At 54.6% G+C, this 14,033-nt stretch carries 16 protein-coding genes; 15 read left to right on the top strand and 1 reads right to left on the bottom strand.

Annotated elements, in window-relative coordinates; genetic code table 11:
- Positions 1–51: 51 nt before the first annotated feature.
- The 4 genes from G486_RS0108660 (at position 52) to G486_RS0108645 (ending at position 2,943) form a co-directional block, all read left to right on the top strand.
- Positions 52–633 carry a D-glycero-alpha-D-manno-heptose-1,7-bisphosphate 7-phosphatase gene (locus G486_RS0108660; RefSeq protein WP_027015190.1) on the top strand — a complete coding sequence of 194 codons (582 nt, stop codon included), beginning with the start codon at positions 52–54 and terminating at the stop codon, positions 631–633.
- A gap of 50 nt (positions 634–683) precedes the next feature.
- Positions 684–1,424, top strand: a complete 741-nt coding sequence (locus G486_RS0108655; protein WP_027015189.1) for a lysophospholipid acyltransferase family protein — start codon at positions 684–686, stop codon at positions 1,422–1,424.
- Between the two features lie 16 nt (positions 1,425–1,440).
- Positions 1,441–2,397 (top strand): M48 family metallopeptidase, encoded by a 957-nt coding sequence (locus G486_RS0108650; RefSeq protein ID WP_027015188.1) that lies wholly within the window; start codon positions 1,441–1,443, stop codon positions 2,395–2,397.
- Between the two features lie 105 nt (positions 2,398–2,502).
- A complete protein-coding gene (locus G486_RS0108645; protein WP_027015187.1) occupies positions 2,503–2,943 on the top strand; it encodes a rhodanese-like domain-containing protein in 441 nt (146 codons plus the stop codon).
- A gap of 220 nt (positions 2,944–3,163) precedes the next feature.
- Here G486_RS0108645 and lysM read toward each other — a convergent pair whose 3' ends face one another.
- Complete coding sequence (gene lysM, locus G486_RS0108640; protein ID WP_027015186.1) at positions 3,164–3,643, bottom strand: peptidoglycan-binding protein LysM; 480 nt, start codon at positions 3,641–3,643, stop codon at positions 3,164–3,166.
- Between lysM and G486_RS23965 the strand changes: the two genes are divergently transcribed.
- The 11 genes from G486_RS23965 to wecB all read left to right on the top strand — a co-directional run bounded on the left by G486_RS23965 (position 3,642) and on the right by wecB (position 13,940).
- Positions 3,642–3,818, top strand: coding sequence for a hypothetical protein (locus G486_RS23965; RefSeq protein ID WP_156919953.1), 177 nt, complete (start codon positions 3,642–3,644; stop codon positions 3,816–3,818). The two genes, lysM and G486_RS23965, sit on opposite strands and share 2 nt — an antisense overlap.
- Entirely contained in the window at positions 3,815–4,597 is a 783-nt protein-coding gene (locus G486_RS0108635) for a type III pantothenate kinase (protein WP_027015185.1), read from the top strand. Before G486_RS23965 ends, G486_RS0108635 begins: the two co-directional genes overlap by 4 nt.
- 54 nt (positions 4,598–4,651) lie before the next feature.
- Entirely contained in the window at positions 4,652–5,722 is a 1,071-nt protein-coding gene (rfbB, locus tag G486_RS0108630) for a dTDP-glucose 4,6-dehydratase (RefSeq protein WP_027015184.1), read from the top strand.
- Complete coding sequence (gene rfbD / locus G486_RS0108625) at positions 5,719–6,609, top strand: dTDP-4-dehydrorhamnose reductase (protein WP_027015183.1); 891 nt, start codon at positions 5,719–5,721, stop codon at positions 6,607–6,609. The genes rfbB and rfbD overlap by 4 nt, the downstream gene beginning before the upstream one ends.
- A gap of 15 nt (positions 6,610–6,624) precedes the next feature.
- On the top strand, positions 6,625–7,512 hold the full coding sequence (gene rfbA / locus G486_RS0108620) for a glucose-1-phosphate thymidylyltransferase RfbA (RefSeq protein ID WP_027015182.1): 888 nt from the start codon (positions 6,625–6,627) through the stop codon (positions 7,510–7,512).
- Positions 7,509–8,060, top strand: coding sequence for a dTDP-4-dehydrorhamnose 3,5-epimerase (gene rfbC, locus G486_RS23440; protein ID WP_084455136.1), 552 nt, complete (start codon positions 7,509–7,511; stop codon positions 8,058–8,060). Before rfbA ends, rfbC begins: the two co-directional genes overlap by 4 nt.
- Before the next feature lie 150 nt (positions 8,061–8,210).
- Complete coding sequence (locus G486_RS0108615) at positions 8,211–9,473, top strand: oligosaccharide flippase family protein (RefSeq protein WP_027015181.1); 1,263 nt, start codon at positions 8,211–8,213, stop codon at positions 9,471–9,473.
- Entirely contained in the window at positions 9,457–10,632 is a 1,176-nt protein-coding gene (locus G486_RS23960) for an O-antigen ligase family protein (RefSeq protein WP_156919951.1), read from the top strand. The genes G486_RS0108615 and G486_RS23960 overlap by 17 nt, the downstream gene beginning before the upstream one ends.
- Positions 10,583–11,710, top strand: coding sequence for a glycosyltransferase family 4 protein (locus G486_RS23435; RefSeq protein WP_084455134.1), 1,128 nt, complete (start codon positions 10,583–10,585; stop codon positions 11,708–11,710). The genes G486_RS23960 and G486_RS23435 overlap by 50 nt, the downstream gene beginning before the upstream one ends.
- Positions 11,707–12,819, top strand: a complete 1,113-nt coding sequence (locus tag G486_RS21835) for a glycosyltransferase (RefSeq protein ID WP_051303314.1) — start codon at positions 11,707–11,709, stop codon at positions 12,817–12,819. Before G486_RS23435 ends, G486_RS21835 begins: the two co-directional genes overlap by 4 nt.
- Positions 12,816–13,940, top strand: coding sequence for a non-hydrolyzing UDP-N-acetylglucosamine 2-epimerase (wecB, locus tag G486_RS21830; protein ID WP_034386998.1), 1,125 nt, complete (start codon positions 12,816–12,818; stop codon positions 13,938–13,940). Before G486_RS21835 ends, wecB begins: the two co-directional genes overlap by 4 nt.
- Positions 13,941–14,033 lie beyond the last annotated feature (93 nt).

The following is a 14,033-nucleotide window of genomic DNA, read 5'->3' as shown; positions in this document are numbered from 1 at the left end:
CGAGGTCGGGGGATTGCATATTCGACGATGCCTGTGGCTTGAGGAGGGATGATGAAAATTGCGATCCTGGACCGCGATGGCTGTCTCAACCAATGGGATGGGGAGAGCTTCATCGCCTCGCCCGATGCCTGGCAGCCCTTGCCTGGTGCCCTGGAAGCCGTGGCCCGTCTGAACCGCGCGGGCTGGCATGTGGTGATCGCGACCAATCAGCCAGGCCTGGGGCGGGGGCTGTTCGATGTCACCGAGCTCAACGCCGTGCATGCTCGCATGCACAAGGAACTCGCAGCCGCAGGTGCGCGCGTGGACGCCGTGTTCTTCTGCCCCCATGCGCCTGACGAGAACTGCGAATGCCGCAAGCCCGGCAAGGCCTTGTTCGAGCAGATCGCCGAGCGCTTTGGTGTCGATGGGCGTGAGCTCTGGGTCATGGGCTCTTGCGCCGCCCATTTGCAGGCCGGAGCCGCCATGGGCGCCCGCCTGTTCCTGGTCTGCACGGGTGCGTCTGCGGATGTGGCGCTGGACGGCGCTCTGCCGCCCGGCATTCCGGCCGGAACCCGGCGCTTTGCAAGCCTGGAGGCCCTGGCGGATATGCTGGTGCCCGAGATCCCGGTCGAGCCGCAGGCCGATGGCTCCTGACCGTTCGGGCTTTTGCTTGAAGTCCCCGCATTGATGATTGTTGTGCCGATATGTCCCTGATACGTTCCATTCTTCACATGCTCTGGATGGGCATTACCGTGATTCCCTACACCCTCGGCGTGCTCATGGCCCGCTGGCTGGCGGGCTCGTCCCGGCAGGCCTACCGGGTGGCACGTGCCTGGCTCAAGCTGTCGGTGGACAGCGCCCGCGTCATCATGGGCATCAGGTACCGCATCCAGGGCATGGAAAATCTGCCCACGGATCCGCTGCAGGGCGTGGTGCTGCTGGTCAAGCACCAGTCCACCTACGAGACCTTTCTGATGCCGGCCATCATGCCGCGACCGCTGGCCTATGTGTTCAAGAAAGAGCTGCTCAAGATCCCGTTCTTCGGCTGGTCCATAGGCGCGCTGGACATGATCCACATAGACCGCGCCCATGGCTCGCGCGCCTTTCACAAGGTGGTCGAGCAGGGCAAGCGCCTGCTGGCCCAGGGCACCTGGGTCATCATGTTTCCCGAAGGCACGCGCATAGACCGTGGGCAGAGCGGGGATTACAAGACCGGTGCCACGCGCCTGGCCATCATGGCCGGCGTGCCCGTGGTGCCGATTGCCGTGACCTCGGCGCGGTGCTGGCCGCGCAAGGCCTTCGTCAAGACCCCGGGCGTGGTCGATGTCTCCATCGGCAAGCCCATAGACACCCAGGGGCGCAAGCATGAGGAGCTCATGGTGGAGGTTGCCGACTGGATAGAGGCGGAAATGCAGCGCCTGGATCCAGAGGCTTACAAGCCATAAGCATGGGAGCCTGGTGATGAAGGGCGCGGCGCAATCGGCCTGGCAATGGCTGATTCCTCCTGAGCTGGAACTGGTCGACGGCGCGCTGCGCCCGCGTTCCCGGCGGCGTGCGAAACCTGTGGCAGGCGATGCTCTGCCGCTCGAAGCAGCGGTGCCGCAGGCCGTACCGGTTGAACAGCCGCTGCAGCCGGAGCTGGCCCGTGGGCCTGCGCAATTGCTGGCTCATCCGCAGGCCAATCAGCACACCTTGCTGGCCGGGCAGTCGCTGCACTACAGGCTGCAGCGCTCGCAGCGGCGCAGCATCGGTTTTAGCGTGGGGCCGCAGGGGCTGGTGGTCAGCGCCCCGGCCTGGCTGGACCTGGCCGCCGTGGACCAGTCCTTGCAGACCAAGGCGGGCTGGATCGTGCAAAAGCTGATGCAGGCTGCGGCACGCCATGAAGAGTCTCTGGCCGCACGGATACGCTGGGAGCATGGAGGCGAGATCGGCTACATGGGACGGCCCATGCGGTTGTGCATGGCACAGGCCGAGCCCGGGGGACGGGCGCCCCGTATCGCCTACCGTGAGCAAGCCCTGGATGGCCGCCAGTTCTTGTACCTGCCTTTGACGCAGCAGGCGGCACCTACCGAGGTCAAGGCCTGTGTGCAGGCCTGGATGCTGCGCGAGGCCAGGGCCTGGTTCACGGCCAGGCTGCAGCACCATGCGCAGCCGATGGGCGTGCAGTGGACGGGGCTGCGCCTGAGCAATGCGAGTACGCGCTGGGGCAGTGCGAATAGTTCGGGCCTCATACGGCTCAACTGGCGCTTGATCCAGCATGGGCCCCAAGTCATCGACTATGTGGTTGTGCACGAGCTGGCCCATCTGCGGCATATGGACCATAGCCCGCGCTTCTGGGCCGTGGTCGCCGAGCAGTTGCCCGACTGGAAGCAGCAGCGCAAGATTTTGAAAGAGCATGTGCTGCCGCCCTGGGAGTAGTGCAGGCCTGTACCCGGCAGCAGGGCAGCGGCCTGCGGTTATTCTTGTACGGCTGGTGCAAGGTCCTGCCTTCCCCAAATCCATTGCTTCTTCAAGAGTTTCATCATGTCCAACTCACAACATGCTCCTGTTTCGATTGCATTGACCGTACACCCTGCCGACGGTTATGCGGGCGATGTGCCGGCCGAGCTGGCCTGGCAGTGGCTGCAGGCAGGCCAGGCCGTCATGGTGGATGTGCGCACCGATGCCGAGCGCGAATGGGTGGGGCGTGTTCCCGGTGCTGTGGCCGTGGCCTGGAAGCAATGGCCGGGGATGGCCATGAATGCGGAGTTCGACAGTCAGCTCCGGGCGGCGGTCCCGATGGGCGGCAAGGTGGTCCTGCTATGCCGCAGCGGCGTGCGTTCCGTGGCTGCAGCGCGGCGCGCGGCAGAGCTGGGGATCGAGGCATACAACATCCTCGAAGGCTTCGAGGGGGAGCTGAATGAGCAAGGGCAGCGTGGCCGCCTCGGTGGCTGGCGCCTGCGAGGCCTGCCCTGGAAGCAGTGATCCCCCGGGGGCGCCTGTGGAGGCTTTCTTCAGGCAGCGGCTGCGAAGCGCAAGAGCGAAGCCCCTGCTCGCTGCCATGGCGCTTGGTCGCGCCGGCTGCATGCGTTGCAGGTGGCGTCAAGCCATGGCGGTGGTGCGGCTCCAGCGGGCCTGAAAACAAAACAAGGCTCCGGTGAGGAGCCTTGTTGGGAAGCTATCGGCTTAGAACGTGTTCACGCTCTTACAGCGCCGGGATGCGCAGCTTCTGGCCGGGATAGATCTTGTCGGGGTGGGTGAGCATGGGCTTGTTGGCCTCGAAGATCACCGGATATTTGTTGGCATCGCCATAGAACTTCTTGGCAATGGCGCTCAAGGTGTCGCCACGTACCACATCGTGGAACTGGGCTTCGGGCTCGGGAGCGCTCACCGTCATCAGGTTGTCCACGGATTGCACATTGGCCACGTTGCCGCAGCACAAGGTGACCTTTTCCTTGGCCGCCTGGGTCGGGGCCGTGCCATGCACCGTGACCTTGCCCTGGCTGCCGTCAAACTGGACCTTGAGGTCGCTGACCCCCAGGTTTTGCAGACCGATATAGGACTCTATCGCCTGCGCAGCCTTGGCATCGCTTTCTTTTTGAGCATCGGCAGCACTGGCTGCATGTGCACTGGAGCCGCCGAACAGCTTTTCGCCGGCTTCCTTGATGAAACTGAACAAACCCATGACTCGATACTCCTGTGCTGAAACAAGTGAAGCCATCAATGTAACAACTCGTTATGCTCTTGGGGTGCATTGTCAAGAGCAAATAGGAACATATTTTGCATTTTTTCCAGCTTTTGCTGTGGATGTCACCTGTGCTGACGCGGGTGCGTTGGAAGCTCAGATAATCCGCGCATGACATTTCTGGCCATAGACGTTGGTAACACCCGCTTGAAGTGGGCGTTGTACGAAGCCCCCCGACATGATGCGCGTGTGCTGGCGCAAGGGGCGGAGTTTCTGGATCACATAGAGCGGCTGGCCGATGACCGCTGGGCAGGTCTGCCCGTGCCGACCCGCATGCTGGGCTGTGTGGTGGCCGGTGATGCGGTCAAGCGCAGGGTCCAGGAGCAGATGGATCAGATCGATGGCTGGAACCTGAATCCGCAGTGGGTCGTGCCTAGCCAGGAAGAGGCCGGAGTCGTCAACGGCTATGACCACCCCTCGCGCCTGGGGGCCGATCGCTGGGTGGCGATGATCGGTGCGCGGCACCATGTATTGCGCCAGGGCGGGCCCAGGCCGTTCATCGTGGTGATGGTGGGAACGGCTGTAACTGTTGATGCAATTGATACAGATGGAAAATTTCTGGGGGGGCTAATCCTGCCGGGTCACGGCATCATGCTCAGGGCTCTGGAAAGCGGCACGGCCGGATTGCATGTTCCGACGGGAGAGGTCAAGCCCTTTCCCACGAACACCAGCGATGCGCTGACCAGCGGTGGAACCTATGCCATAGCCGGAGCTGTCGAGCGCATGTACCAGCATCTGCTGAACCACTGTGGCATGGAGCCCGCCTGCATCATGGCTGGCGGCGCAGGCTGGAAGATGATGCCCAGCATGACCCGGGAGTTTGAACTGGTGGACAATCTGATCTTCGAGGGCCTGCTGGTTACAGCCAGGCAGCGCTGGGAGCGTACCGACTAGAACACGAAAAGCCCTTTTCAGGGCTTTTGTTTTTTATATCAGGAAAGAGTGAACATGATTTTGGTGACTGGCGGCGCAGGTTTTATTGGCGCCAACTTCGTTCTGGACTGGCTGGGCTCCCGGGATGATTCCGTGGTCAATGTGGACAAGCTCACCTATGCCGGGAACATCGAAAACCTGGCCAGCCTGAAGAATGACGCACGCCACATCTTCGTGCAGGCCGATATCGGCGACAGCCAGGCCATCGCCAGACTGCTGGCCGAGCACCAGCCGCGCGCCGTGGTGAACTTCGCAGCCGAAAGCCATGTGGACCGCTCCATTCACGGCCCCGAGGATTTCATCCAGACCAATGTGGTCGGCACTTTCAGGATTTTAGAGGCTGTAAGGCATTACTGGAGCGCGCTGCCAGCTCCTGAAAAAGAAGCGTTCCGGTTTTTGCACGTCTCCACCGACGAGGTCTATGGCAGCCTTGAGCCACAAGCCCCGGCCTTTGCCGAAGACCACAACTACGAGCCCAACAGCCCGTATTCGGCCAGCAAGGCCGCCTCGGACCATCTGGTGCGTGCCTGGCATCACACCTACGGCCTGCCCGTTCTGACCACCAATTGCAGCAACAACTACGGGCCCTATCACTTCCCCGAAAAGCTGATTCCTCTGATCATCGTGAATGCCCTGGCCGGCAAGCCCCTGCCCATTTATGGCGATGGCATGCAGGTACGCGACTGGCTGTATGTGGGAGACCACTGCAGTGCGATACGCCGCGTGCTCGAAGCAGGCAAGGTGGGCGAGACCTATAACGTGGGCGGCTGGAACGAAAAGGCCAATCTGGACATCGTCAAGACCGTATGCGCCCTGCTCGACGAGATGCGCCCGCGCACCGATGGCCAGAGCTATGCCCACCAGATCGCCTTTGTGCAGGACCGGCCCGGCCACGACAGGCGCTATGCGATCGATGCGCGCAAGATCGAGCGCGAGCTGGGCTGGCGCCCGGCCGAGACCTTCGAGAGCGGCATACGCAAGACCGTGCAGTGGTATCTGGAGCACCCGCAATGGGTGGCCAATGTGCAGTCCGGAGCCTACCGGGACTGGCTGCAAAAGCAGTACGCCCCGCAGGAGGGCGCATGAAGATACTGCTGCTGGGCAAGAACGGCCAGGTGGGCTGGGAGCTGCAGCGCAGCCTGGCGCCGTTGGGCCAGGTGGTGGCCCTGGACTTTGACAGCACCGAGCATTGCGGCGACTTTGCCAATCCCCAGGGCGTGGCCGATACCGTCCAGGCGCTCAGGCCCGATGTGATCGTGAACGCGGCAGCCCATACGGCGGTGGACAAGGCCGAGAGCGAGCCCGAACTGGCCCGCCTGCTCAATGCCACGACACCAGGCGCCCTGGCCCTGCAGGCTGCCCGCCAGCAAGCGCTGCTCGTGCACTACAGCACCGACTACGTGTTTGACGGCAGCGGCAGCCGTCCCTGGAGCGAGAGCGACAGCCCTGCACCGCTGTCGGTCTACGGCCGCACCAAACTGGAAGGCGAGCAACTGATCCAGGCCAGCGGCTGCAAGCACCTGATCCTGCGCACCAGCTGGGTTTATGCGGCACGTGGCGGTAACTTTGCCAAGACCATGCTGAGGCTGGCCCAGGAGCGCGAACGGCTCACGGTGATCGATGACCAGTGGGGGGCGCCCACGGGGGCCGACTTGCTGGCCGATATCACGGCCCATGCCCTGCGCCATCTGCGCACCCGCCCCGAAGACGGCGGCCTGTACCACTGTGTAGCCAGTGGTGAGACCAACTGGCATACCTATGCCAGTTACGTCATAGCCCAGGCCAGACAAGCGCAACCTGCTATGAATATCAAAGCAACCGAGATTGCGCCCGTGCCCACCAGTGCCTTTCCCACGCCAGCGCAACGCCCGCACAACTCGCGCCTGGACACAGGCAGGTTGCAGGCCACGTTCGGTCTGCAACTGCCGCCCTGGCAGCAAGGCGTGGCCCGCATGCTGACCGAAATTCTTTGATCCCCCACGAAAACCATGACTCTCGCACGCAAAGGCATCATCCTGGCCGGAGGCTCCGGCACTCGCTTGCATCCGGCCACACTGGCCATCAGCAAGCAACTGCTGCCGGTGTATGACAAGCCCATGATCTACTACCCGCTGAGCACGCTGATGCTGGCGGGCATACGCGACATCCTCGTCATCAGCACGCCCCAGGACACGCCGCGCTTTGAGCAACTGCTGGGCGATGGCAGCCAATGGGGCCTGAACCTGCAATATGCGGTGCAGCCCAGCCCCGACGGCCTGGCTCAGGCATTTCTGATTGGCGAGTCTTTCCTGGATGGTGCGCCCAGCGCCTTGGTGCTGGGAGACAACATCTTTTATGGGCACGACTTCCAGCCCTTGCTCAAGCGCGCCAGTGCCAGGAGTCAGGGCGCGAGCGTCTTTGCCTACCACGTACAGGACCCCGAGCGCTATGGTGTGGCCGAGTTCGATGCCCAGGGCAAGGTCTTGTCGCTGGAGGAAAAACCGGCCCGGCCCAAGAGCAACTATGCGGTGACCGGGCTTTATTTCTACGACGGGCAAGTGGTGGAGCTGGCCAAGTCGCTCCAGCCCTCGCCGCGCGGTGAGCTGGAGATTACCGATCTGAACCGGCTGTATCTGGAGCAGGCACAACTGAGTGTGGAGCTCATGGGACGGGGCTATGCCTGGCTGGACACGGGAACGCATGACAGCCTGCTGGAAGCTGGCCAGTTCATCGCGACCCTGGAGCAGCGCCAGGGCCTGAAAGTCGCTTGTCCGGAGGAAGTCGCCTACCGGGCTGGCTGGATTACCGCTGATCAGATGGAGGCGCTGGCCCAGCCCCTGCTCAAGAATGGCTATGGACGTTATTTGATGCAGTGCTTGAGAGGTAGTATTTTATGAAGGTCACTCCAACAGCCATTCCCGAGGTAATGGTGATTGAGCCCAGAGTTTTTGGCGATGAGCGCGGTTTCTTCATGGAAAGCTTTAACCAAAAGGCTTTCAATGAAGCGACCGGAACGAATCTTGAATTTGTCCAGGATAACCACAGCCGCTCCAGTCGAGGTGTTTTGCGCGGGCTGCACTATCAACTGCCGCCGCATGCGCAAGGAAAACTTGTGCGAGTGACTCAGGGAGCTGTGTTTGATGTCGCTGTTGATGTTCGCAAGCAATCTCCAAGTTTCGGAAAATGGGTCGGGGTTGAGCTGAACTCGAAAAATCATAAGCAGTTATGGATTCCTCCAGGTTTTGCGCATGGATTTCTTGTTCTGAGCGAAATTGCTGATTTTTTATATAAAACTACCGAGTATTACGCCCCGGATTTTGATCGTGGTGTTCTATGGCGTGATTCGATCATCGGTATCCAGTGGCCGAAACTGGAGGCTGATTTTCTTCTTTCCACCAAGGATGAAAATCAGCCTCTTTTGAGTTCTGCAGAAATATTTGTCTGATTTGAAGCATCAAATCATCTGCCGGTTCTGGGGGCATCCCCGGACGGCATATATTATTTATTTTCCATTTTTTGGAAAATATGCCAATATTTTGTAAAAGATAAATTCAATAACAGTCATCGCCGCAAGGATGATGAATATTTTCTCAAGATGAATTTTTTTCGTAAAGGAAGCATTGCGCAAGATACCTTGATCCTTGGTGGCTCCCAGGCCCTTGGTTATCTTCTGCCCTTGCTTGCCATGCCGATTCTCATTCATAGAGTAGGCATGACGGCCTATGGTCTGTTTGCTCTGGTCCAGATGCTGGGGATCTTCACGCAAGCTGCTGTCGATTATGGATTTTCTTTTACTGCAACGCGATCTGTAGTCCAAGTCAAGGATGATCGCATTGAACGAGGCGCTATTCTTGTCAATGTAACTGCTGCAAAAATTTTAATTTATGGCGCATGCTTGGTTGTTCTTTTCCTGGCGAGCCATTTATTTTTGTGGAATGAATACTCTGAAGTAATCCAGGCTTATTTTCCTTACTCTCTTTTGACGGTCAGCTCGCTGCTGATTCCTATTTGGTATTTTCAAGGGATTGGGGATATTTTTAGGGCTGCAATATTTACGAGTTTTGCAAGAATTAGTTCTCTGGTGGTGATTGTTGTCTTTGTGGGAGCTGATTCCACGTTGACCGATATTGCATGGTTATATTCTGCACCAGCAGTTGTCGTAGCCCTGTTTTTCTGGATGACATCGCTGCCGGAGAGGCCAGGTTGGCGGCTTGTCAGCAGACATCGGGTGGTGCATGTGCTGAAGCAGGGGCGCCATATCTTTGTAACAAATATTTTGTCGATTGGTGTAACAAATGCAGGGCCGCTGATCATTTCCATGGTCAGTGGGCCAGCCGCTGTCGGGGTTTTTGCTGCTGCGGAAAGAGTGGCGAAAACGATTTCCTATATCTATGGACCTTTAACCCAGGTTATCTACCCACGTGTCGTTTCCGCATTCAAGATCGGACATTTGAGCGGTGTGCAATACATCAAGAAGGTGATGATTTTGTATATATGCTCGGGAATTTTCTTTGGCGCCGCTGGATTTTGGGGATCAGACAGCATCATGGGTTTGCTGGGCGCCCCTGAAGCAGATGCTTCACTCATACTTCGGTGGCTTTCCGTCTGGGTCGTTATCAGCGTTGTGAACAATGTCATGGGCTTGCAGCTGTTGACGGCATTGGATCTTTCACAATATTACATGCGTGGTTTTCTTGGCAGCTCTTTGATATATATTGTGCTGGCAGTCCTGCTGACTCATTATTTTTCGTCCATAGGGCCTGCCATCGCTTTGCTCATGAGTGAGTTCTGTCTGTCCATCTATCTAACCTTGAAAGCAAAAAAGCTAATGGCTTATGACGATGAGAGATCAAGATAGAAAAATAGGTGATGCCATCAGTGACTATTTCATAGTGCTGATGCCGCCAATATTTTTTGGCACTGCCATATTGCTTGGGCCTGTTGTTGTGCCTTTGCAGGTCATCACGGTTCTGGGTCTTTTGGGATTAGTGAAGAATCGGATCAATACGTATGCTGTGCACGGTGCATTGCTATGGTTTTTGGTCGTCATTTTCTTCTTGTCTATTGGTGTTCTTCTGGCATCTCATGGGAATCCGGATCTGGATGATGTAAAGCAGTTTTCCATGAGGAGCCTGTTTGCTTTCTATACATTCGCCCTCTTTGTTCGTTTGGTGATTAAAAAGAAAATCTCAAGAGAGGCGGTCAAGGCTGCTTTGCTGACTCTGCGTATATTTTTCTTGTATGGCGTTTATGAGTTTCTTGCCAAAATAGTCGACCTTCCATTGCCATTGAGTGGGCTGTCAAACAACCCTTCTTATACCAATGCATTGGAAGTGACTTCAGATTTGTCAGGATGGCTTGAGTTTTATAGGGCCCAGTCTATTTGGCCGGAACCAAGTTTTGCCATATTTCCTGTCATCTTGTTCTGGGTTCTTTCAGATGGGGAAAGGATTCCTGTCAAAAAAATCGACATGATCATTATGTTCATGTTTGTTCTATTGACGTTTTCCAGAACCGTATGGCTTGGATTGTTCGTTATAATTGTTGCTCGCTCCGTACTATTTAAATCCAGGCCTTGGGTTTTGGTAATAGGGCTGATCTTTTCACTATCACTTGCCTTCCTGAATTTTTCTGATGGCAACGACCATTCGGCATCAGTCCGGGCAGAAACCACTCGTTATGGGTTCGAGATTGCATCCAAGGATTTCTACAAGGGAATTGGATTTAACAAGTTCAAAGATACCGAGTATGCAGAAATCTCTGAGGAGTCGGTGATTCACAACACGGTTTCAAGTTACCTGGCATCTATGGGTTGGCCTATTGGGTTGGCTCTTCTTCTTCTGTTCATTGTTCCCTTGCTGAAATCAAGAGTAAGAGATATTTCATATTTGGCACCGCTATTGGTAATTCTTTTGTTTACTATGAGCGATGCATTCTATTTTACTCCAGTATATTTTTTGATTGCATATGGAAGAGCGAAAAATTTATCTACTAGTGCTCTGGTTTCTCCATCCTGATGGATCGGGCCAGGAGCTAACTGGCGGGATGGAGCGCTATTGCCGCGATCTTGCTCGCCTTATTCAAAGATCTGGCTATGAGGTTTGTATATTTCAAAAAAGCAATGTGCCTTTTGAAATTCAATATGAGCCCGGCATCCACGTGACCGGAATACCAGCGGCTCTTACTGTCAAAGGACATGTGGCATTTTATCGCCAAGTTCGAAAAATCATCGCCGCAGATGCACCTGTGATTTATGTCTCTCAGGACCTGTGCGTGGGGGGCTATTTTAAAAGAGCCATAGGAGTCAACCACGGCATCTGGTGGCATGGCGATTTTTCATGGAAGAAGAAGCTGCTTGTCCGCTGGCATCAAAGAAAAATGCTTGACTGGCTTCAGGGCATCATCTGTGTGGATACAAACTACATCAACTGGCTTCATGCAGAGTTCTCTGGACGAAAAATATGGCGGAGCAAATTATCTTATATTTGCAACTATGCAGATACTGATGTCTTCCATGCACAAGATAAGGTGGAGCATAGGAGAAAATGTTTATCCATTGTCTTCCCGCGTAGAATGATGGGCACGGTTCTCGAAGATGAACCACGAGGAGGTATTTTGCTTCTCGAGGCAATGAAGACCTTCAAAGAGAGAAATCAGAATACTGACTTTGTCGTGCGTATGGTGGGACGTGGGGCATTGGCTGGACAATTGCAGGCCTGGTGCAAAAGCAATGGTTTGGAAAGTAATGTGGAGTTCTTTGAAGCAGGCTTCGATGAGATGCCTGCGGTCTACCGGGATGCTGATATCGTAGTCATTCCCAGTACCGGAACAGAAGGTACTTCACTCTCGGCCATTGAGGGGATGTGCAGTGGAGCTACGACGGTTGTATCTCATATCGGAGGGCTGGCAAATATTGTCATTGATGGTTTCAATGGCTATGTTTCTGACTTGACCTCTGATTCTCTGTGCGAAGCCATCGAAAGAGCGGGAAAAAACCCAATCAGCTTTCATAAACCCATCGATGCCTTGAGCAAGAAGCGATGGGACGGTCAAATCGCAAAATTTCTAGAAAAACACCTAGAGATCAAGGCATGAAGATGACAGCTCGTAAAAGACTTGTTGTTTCCGGTGTGAATCTTGTTGAAGGCGGAACGCTTAGGGTTTTTCAAGATTTTCTGGCTGCGGCTTCAATTGAGCTCGGGGCTGACTGGGAAATCATCGCCTTGGTTCACAGTCGAGAAAAAATCAAGCCGCTGCGAGCAAAGCTGATCGATTTTTCCTGGCCAAAGCGTTCTTGGATGGGGCGGTTGTTTTTCGAGTGGGTGGTCAGTAAACGTATTGCACAGCGTTTGCAGCCTGATGTATGGTTTTCCATTCATGATATAACACCGCGCATTGGGAGTATTCGAAAGGCGGTTTATTGCCATAACCCCATGCCTTTTTACAAGCCCTCGCTTTCCGAAGCTCGCTACGATATGAAGCTATGGCTTTTCAGCAAGCTCTATGGCTATTTATATGGTTTTGGCATCAAGAGCAATAGTCTCGTCGTGGTGCAGCAAAACTGGATAAGGAAAGAATTTGAAAAGCGCTATGGAGTCGACCAAATCATGGTTGCCTATCCTCAAAGCATCGCTGTGGCATCCAAAGAAAGCAGGCTGCAACCGAAAAGTTGCTTTCAGTTCGTTTTCCCATCACTTGCACGGCCGTTCAAGAATTTTGAGGTCATTTGCAAGGCTGTAGCGTTGCTGGAAAAACGGGATGTTAGCGAATTTCAGGTAGTGCTGACAATTGATCTAAAAGAGAATAAATATGCACGTGATTTATTCCTGAAGTTTGGTCACCTAAAATCGCTGCGGTTTGTCGGAAGGCAGAATTTTGATGAAATGCGTGCTATTTATAGCGCATCCCGATGCTTGATTTTCCCCTCTCGTATAGAAACATGGGGGCTTCCCATTACGGAAGCAAAATCTTATGGGCTGGATATTCTGGTCGCAGATGAAAAATATGCTCATGAGACGGTAGGCTGCTATGACAAGGCGGCTTTTTTCAGCACCAATGATGAAAATGATCTGGCTGAAAAAATGCTTTCCCTCATCCAGGGGAATCCTGTCACAGGAAAGGTTGTGGTCGATTTACCCCAGAAGCCCTTTGTGCAAGGCTGGGGACCTCTTGTAAGAGAGGTTATTGGGGAGAAGTTGAGATGAAAAAAATTCTTGTTGTCTTTGGTACTCGCCCGGAAGCCATCAAAATGGCCCCTGTCATACATGCATTGCGTGAGCGTGGCTCTTTCGATATGCGAGTCTGTGTTACTGCGCAACATCGGGAAATGCTGGATCAGGTGTTATCGCTTTTTTCCATCAAAGCAGACTTCGATCTTAATATCATGGCCCCAGGCCAACAGCTTGGTGAGTTGACCGCCAGAATTATTACGGGAATGTCAGAAGTGCTGCGGGAGTGGCGTCCTGATGTCGTGCTTGTGCATGGCGATACGACAACGGCATTTGCAACTGCACTTGCTGCCTTTTATCAGAACATTGCTGTCGCTCATGTGGAGGCAGGCTTGCGAACGCATAATCTGCATTCTCCATGGCCTGAGGAAATGAACCGGCAAAGCATTGCCAAGCTGGCGACTTATCATTTTTCACCGACCCAGGCCGCGCAGGAAAATTTGTTAAAAGAAGGTTTTTCTGCTTCGAAAATTCTGGTGACCGGAAATACGGTCATTGACGCATTGTTTTTAACATTGCGCATGATTCAAGGTGATACAGAGCGTGAAGCTTCATTGAGAAATAATTTTGACTTCATAGACGATCACAAAAAATTGATTGTTGTGACAGGGCATCGTCGTGAAAATTTTGGCAGTGGCTTCGAGGAAATTTGCAATGCCTTGATTCAAATTGCCAGCCGACCCGATGTTCAAATTGTTTATCCGGTTCATTTGAATCCAAACGTACGCGAACCTGTGCTTCGTCTGCTGAGCGAGCATTCCAATATTTCTCTGATTGATCCGCTGGATTACCAGCCATTTGTTTATCTCATGAGCCGTGCATACTTGATTCTGACCGATAGCGGTGGAATCCAGGAAGAGGCACCATCACTTGGCAAGCCAGTGCTTGTAATGAGAAATACTACGGAGCGCCCAGAGGCCGTTGATGCGGGAACCGTCCGACTGGTAGGGACTGACGCTCAGAAGATTGTTGACGAGGTTTCGCAGCTTCTGGATTCAGAGGAAAAATACCAGAAGATGATTTTTTCTCATAATCCCTATGGAGATGGGAAAGCTTCAGAAAGAATCATTGATTTCCTCAGTGAGAGGAATTGCTGACAAAATATAAGCCTGTTGCTTTGTCAGCAAGAGGTGATTGATTTAAATCAAATATCATATTTTATTGACGGATTTAACATTCGTTGCAGTAAT

The sequence above is a fragment of the Comamonas composti DSM 21721 genome (assembly GCF_000429845.1).
Taxonomy (GTDB): domain Bacteria; phylum Pseudomonadota; class Gammaproteobacteria; order Burkholderiales; family Burkholderiaceae_C; genus Comamonas; species Comamonas composti.
This window is presented reverse-complemented; position numbering and strand designations above follow the sequence as displayed.

Bases quoted from the DNA above. Each gene is read 5' to 3' on its own strand.
- G486_RS23965 (WP_156919953.1), top strand. From the start codon at position 3,642: ATGACTCGATACTCCTGTGCTGAAACAAGTGAAGCCATCAATGTAACA.
- G486_RS23435 (WP_084455134.1), top strand. From the start codon at position 10,583: ATGGAAGAGCGAAAAATTTATCTACTAGTGCTCTGGTTTCTCCATCCT.
- G486_RS0108635 (WP_027015185.1), top strand. From the start codon at position 3,815: ATGACATTTCTGGCCATAGACGTTGGTAACACCCGCTTGAAGTGGGCG.
- rfbA (WP_027015182.1), top strand. From the start codon at position 6,625: ATGACTCTCGCACGCAAAGGCATCATCCTGGCCGGAGGCTCCGGCACT.
- G486_RS0108650 (WP_027015188.1), top strand. From the start codon at position 1,441: ATGAAGGGCGCGGCGCAATCGGCCTGGCAATGGCTGATTCCTCCTGAG.
- wecB (WP_034386998.1), top strand. From the start codon at position 12,816: ATGAAAAAAATTCTTGTTGTCTTTGGTACTCGCCCGGAAGCCATCAAA.
- G486_RS0108615 (WP_027015181.1), top strand. From the start codon at position 8,211: ATGAATTTTTTTCGTAAAGGAAGCATTGCGCAAGATACCTTGATCCTT.
- G486_RS23960 (WP_156919951.1), top strand. From the start codon at position 9,457: ATGAGAGATCAAGATAGAAAAATAGGTGATGCCATCAGTGACTATTTC.
- rfbC (WP_084455136.1), top strand. From the start codon at position 7,509: ATGAAGGTCACTCCAACAGCCATTCCCGAGGTAATGGTGATTGAGCCC.
- G486_RS21835 (WP_051303314.1), top strand. From the start codon at position 11,707: ATGAAGATGACAGCTCGTAAAAGACTTGTTGTTTCCGGTGTGAATCTT.
- G486_RS0108645 (WP_027015187.1), top strand. From the start codon at position 2,503: ATGTCCAACTCACAACATGCTCCTGTTTCGATTGCATTGACCGTACAC.
- lysM (WP_027015186.1), bottom strand. From the start codon at position 3,643: ATGGGTTTGTTCAGTTTCATCAAGGAAGCCGGCGAAAAGCTGTTCGGC.
- rfbB (WP_027015184.1), top strand. From the start codon at position 4,652: ATGATTTTGGTGACTGGCGGCGCAGGTTTTATTGGCGCCAACTTCGTT.
- G486_RS0108660 (WP_027015190.1), top strand. From the start codon at position 52: ATGAAAATTGCGATCCTGGACCGCGATGGCTGTCTCAACCAATGGGAT.
- rfbD (WP_027015183.1), top strand. From the start codon at position 5,719: ATGAAGATACTGCTGCTGGGCAAGAACGGCCAGGTGGGCTGGGAGCTG.
- G486_RS0108655 (WP_027015189.1), top strand. From the start codon at position 684: ATGTCCCTGATACGTTCCATTCTTCACATGCTCTGGATGGGCATTACC.